This window comes from Massilia sp. TWR1-2-2 (assembly GCF_049897565.1).
Taxonomy (GTDB): Bacteria; Pseudomonadota; Gammaproteobacteria; order Burkholderiales; family Burkholderiaceae_D; genus JAFCUW01.
Genome location: NZ_JAFCWM010000074.1, coordinates 1 through 3,691, shown reverse-complemented (window position 1 = coordinate 3,691; position 3,691 = coordinate 1). Strand labels below are relative to the sequence as shown.

Here is a 3,691-nt window from a genome sequence, read left to right as displayed (position 1 = left end):
TCGGCGCTCTCGCGTTCTTCAATATGTTTTACCGCTGGCGACATCTGGGTTTCCATGTGATTGCAACTTCCTTAATTAGCTGGATGAAGTTGTCTCACAGTAGTTTGACACAGGGGGCTTACCGGGGTGCTCATGGAGCCTCCGACAAAAGCTGCTCTTGAATGTCAGCCGTCTTGGCCGTGCTGGCTGCAATCAGCGCCAATGCTGCCGCCAACTGCTCACGCATCAATTTCATCTCGGCCTCCAATTTGCTGGTGTCTGTTGTCGTAGGGGTGGAGACGTACGCGCGGGAAGCGACCGGCGCTGCCTGGTCGGCGCTAAACTGAGGGGCGATCTCTGGCGCAGTGCGCTCTTGCATCGCTCGCCAAAAGACCGGGATCGAAGCGGCCAATTGATCCTGAGCGATGGATGCCGCACCGAGTTTTGCCCGCACTGCCGCGAAGTCGCGCGAGTGTGAAAAATCGCCGGCATCGCGCGCCTTGGCTGCCTCCAGATATGCAGTTGCGGCAGAAGTGTCGCCAGGCGCAGCCGATGCAAACTGACTCTTTGCGGCCTGATAGCGAGCTTCAGCATCGAGCGGGGAAAGGTTGCCGAGCAAGAGTGAATCGTTGAATCCGCGCAGCGCCTTTGCCGCATCGGTTGCGCGATTCATCGTGTCCACCAGTGCATTGCCGAACGACTGAGCACATTGCCTGTACCTTAAACGCTCCCCCCGACAATGTTCGCAAAGAGATTGTTTGCCTGCCGAGTTTTCCCTGTCCGATCCGGCTTCCGGTTCACGGTAAGGCCCAGGCCCTTTACAAGGCGCGCGAGGTCATACGATGGGCGGCGAGCCATCAGGTGAAAACGAACCGGTAGTAGATGCCAAGGTAGCGTGGAGCAAGCCGAATTCGGCTATGGCTGCAGGAAAAAGTGAAAAAGTGCGGAGAGCTACTCCGTCCGTGCCGGCGCGCTGAAGCCGCCACAGGCGAAAGCGAGACCTTCGACGTGGCGGTGGTAGGTTTTAACATTAAGAAAAATTATTTCTTCGCTTTCAGGGCAGCCATTGCTGACTTCTCTTTCGCCTCAGCATCTTTTTTGCATGCCGACTTCTCAGCGCCTTTCATTTTGCTGCAAGCGGCCTTGGCCATCTTCTCGTCGGCCTCGATTTGCTTCTTTGCAGCCTTCATCTCGGCAGACGTCATTTTCATCGGCGCAGCGGTTGTTGCCGCAGGCATGGTGGTATTTCCCGCAGGCATAGCCATGGTATTGCTAGGGGTGGCTGTCGTTTTTGCAGGTGCCGTTGACGTGCTCTGAGCCGCGAACGCCGCGCCAGAAACTGCAAACACGGCAATACTTGCATATTGGAAAATCGATTTCATTTTAGTGCCCCTTGATTTTGATTTGTCGAGCGAATGCTCTTTTGTGTAACGGAATGCAGATCGCCTTGGTTGACACGAATTCTTCTGCGTGTCCTGGATCTGCTAGCGCCGGGCGCCACTGTGTGAGGTCCGCATTAGTCCCGAGAAGCGCGCAAGCGCACAAAGGCCAGCAGAGATCGCCACGAAGCAAAAATCGTCCGTACAGCCGCGCCTGGTGCTGATCGCGGTTTGGGCGGAACTGGTGTGCGGTGAATACGCTCCGCACTCCAACACGCTGCTGCGGTGGGTCCACGATGGCAGGATACAGCCGCGAGCACGTAAGATCGCCAGAACTTAGTGGGTCGCGCCGAACGCGGAATCCATAGGTGATTGAGTCATCTGCCGGCTGAGCAAAAAAATCCGGAGAACCCGTGTTTTTCTTGATCGTGTCATACGCAGGAAAAGACCAGGCACGCGAGCTGGGCGCGAGGTGGGATGTTGAAAGCAAAAAGTGTATGTGCCGCCCGGGATGTTGACGTCGTCGTTTGAATGCTGGCTACCCACTCATCGCCCGGCAAAGATGGTGCTCCGAGAGGGCGGCCGAAGGCGGTAATTGACATCGTTACCGGAAAGACAACGAAGCGAAATGGTAGTGCTGGCGCGGAGGGCGCAGCAGATCGGCCGTCAACCGAAATAAGTGGGGACACGGCGTCCGATGATCGGCTGCACCCGCCCAAAGCGGCCGTTCAACCCCGGCAATGTGGGCCATTTCTAGGCCCTATGCTCTATGACTGGAACTTCAAGGATTTGAGCATTGAGGACAGCGATACGAGTTCACGCGTTGTCATCGGCAACGGCAGTGATGCAGGATTCAAGAAAGACTTCGATATCGGGAAAAAATACCGAAAGGACCAAAGATGGCTCCGAGTTCCGATGTATCATAAAGAATCGTCAAGATTGCTTCGCACATCTGCGGTTTTCCGGGGCGGAGCTCACGGGACGGAGCGTCTACCATGTTGCACCAATTTTTGTCCAATAACCGCGACGAGCTTGCTGTTCGCTGCCGCGTCAAGGTTGGAAGTCGCCCCGGTCGCTCTGCGACAGAAGCGCAACTGCAAAACGGCATACCGTTATTTCTTGATCAGCTGATAAGAACCCTTCGTGTCGAGCAAACCCCCCAAAGGCAGGAAAGCGAGCTCATTTCCGGACCGGCGGGTGGCGGTGTGGCCCTGTCTGAAGTGAGTGTATCAGCTGCTCAGCATGGTAAAGATCTGCTGGAACTCGGGCTTACTGTTGACCAGGTTGTGCACGATTATGGCGATCTTTGCCAATCAATTACTGACTTGGCCGTAGAACGAGACGCGCCGTTTGCTGTTGATGAATTCCGCACATTGAATCGGTGCCTGGACAATGCAATTTGCGACGCCGTTACGGAGTTCAGCTATCAAAGGGATGGCCTACACACCGCCCGAAATGCGGATGTATCGAATCAAAGAATGGGCTTTTTCGCGCACGAACTTCGCAATCTGCTTGGAACGGCGTCTCTAGCATTTGCGGCGGCAAAAGCCGGCAATCTTAGTTTTACCGGCGCCACAGGATCAATCCTCGAGCGGAGCCTTACGAGTCTTGAAAAACTCATCGCGGATTCCATCGAGGACGTGCGTGCGTCAGGACATCCTGCAGTGACCTTAGGCTCATTCTCATTGGCGGAATTCATACATGAAATTTACGACGCAGCCTCGCTTTCTGCGGAAGTATATGATTGTTCTTTTCGAGCCTTGCCAGTCGACTCAGATCTGGCCGTTACGGGAACCCGCGACCTGCTGATGGCTGCGGTAGCTAACTTGCTACAGAACGCATTCAAATTTACCGCCCCTGGTACTGAGGTTTTGCTCACCGCATATGCTCAGGGCGACCGAATTCTTATCGATATAAAAGATCATTGCGGTGGTTTAGCGGCGGGAGTGGAAGACACTATGTTTCTTCCTTTTTCCCAAGCCGGTACAAACCGGACCGGAATTGGTCTCGGCCTGACCATTGCCAAGCAAACCGTGTTAGCGAATGAGGGGACGCTGACAGTTCATGACCTTGCCGGGGTCGGCTGCGTTTTCATTATCAATCTGCCTCGGCACAGCATGCCAACTTGAGTAGTTGAATTGAAACAATCAGATTAGCCGTGCAATTTAATTGCACGTTGTTTTCTGAATGATTTTTAAGCCTGGCCCGGCACCGCCCAATCCACCCAAGTTAGCATTTAATGTGCAGTTAGATGGTTTATTTTCAACGTAGACACAAAAACACTTGACATCAATTTAGAAGCGCGGCCTGCAGTGTGAATTTTTGATTCTACT

4 protein-coding genes are annotated in these 3,691 nt (G+C 54.1%); 2 read left to right on the top strand and 2 right to left on the bottom strand.

Annotated features, from left to right (window positions below):
* Nucleotides 1-130: 130 nt before the first annotated feature.
* On the bottom strand, nt 131-652 hold the full coding sequence (locus ACP7DD_RS26325; RefSeq protein WP_426178329.1) for a hypothetical protein: 522 nt from the start codon (nt 650-652) through the stop codon (nt 131-133).
* Between the two features lie 367 nt (nt 653-1,019).
* On the bottom strand, nt 1,020-1,361 hold the full coding sequence (locus tag ACP7DD_RS26320) for a cell envelope biogenesis protein TolA (protein WP_426178327.1): 342 nt from the start codon (nt 1,359-1,361) through the stop codon (nt 1,020-1,022).
* 410 nt (nt 1,362-1,771) lie between these two features.
* Here ACP7DD_RS26320 and ACP7DD_RS26315 point away from each other — a divergent pair, with 410 nt between their 5' ends.
* Together ACP7DD_RS26315 and ACP7DD_RS26310 are read left to right on the top strand one after the other, a co-directional pair.
* The gene (locus tag ACP7DD_RS26315) at nt 1,772-1,876 is read left to right on the top strand and encodes a DUF5710 domain-containing protein (protein ID WP_426178325.1); all 105 of its coding nucleotides are present in this window, start codon (nt 1,772-1,774) and stop codon (nt 1,874-1,876) included.
* 477 nt (nt 1,877-2,353) lie between these two features.
* Nucleotides 2,354-3,487 (top strand): sensor histidine kinase, encoded by a 1,134-nt coding sequence (locus ACP7DD_RS26310; protein WP_426178323.1) that lies wholly within the window; start codon nt 2,354-2,356, stop codon nt 3,485-3,487.
* Nucleotides 3,488-3,691 lie beyond the last annotated feature (204 nt).

Bases quoted from the DNA above. Each gene is read 5' to 3' on its own strand.
- ACP7DD_RS26310 (WP_426178323.1), top strand. From the start codon at position 2,354: ATGTTGCACCAATTTTTGTCCAATAACCGCGACGAGCTTGCTGTTCGC.
- ACP7DD_RS26325 (WP_426178329.1), bottom strand. From the start codon at position 652: ATGAATCGCGCAACCGATGCGGCAAAGGCGCTGCGCGGATTCAACGAT.
- ACP7DD_RS26320 (WP_426178327.1), bottom strand. From the start codon at position 1,361: ATGAAATCGATTTTCCAATATGCAAGTATTGCCGTGTTTGCAGTTTCT.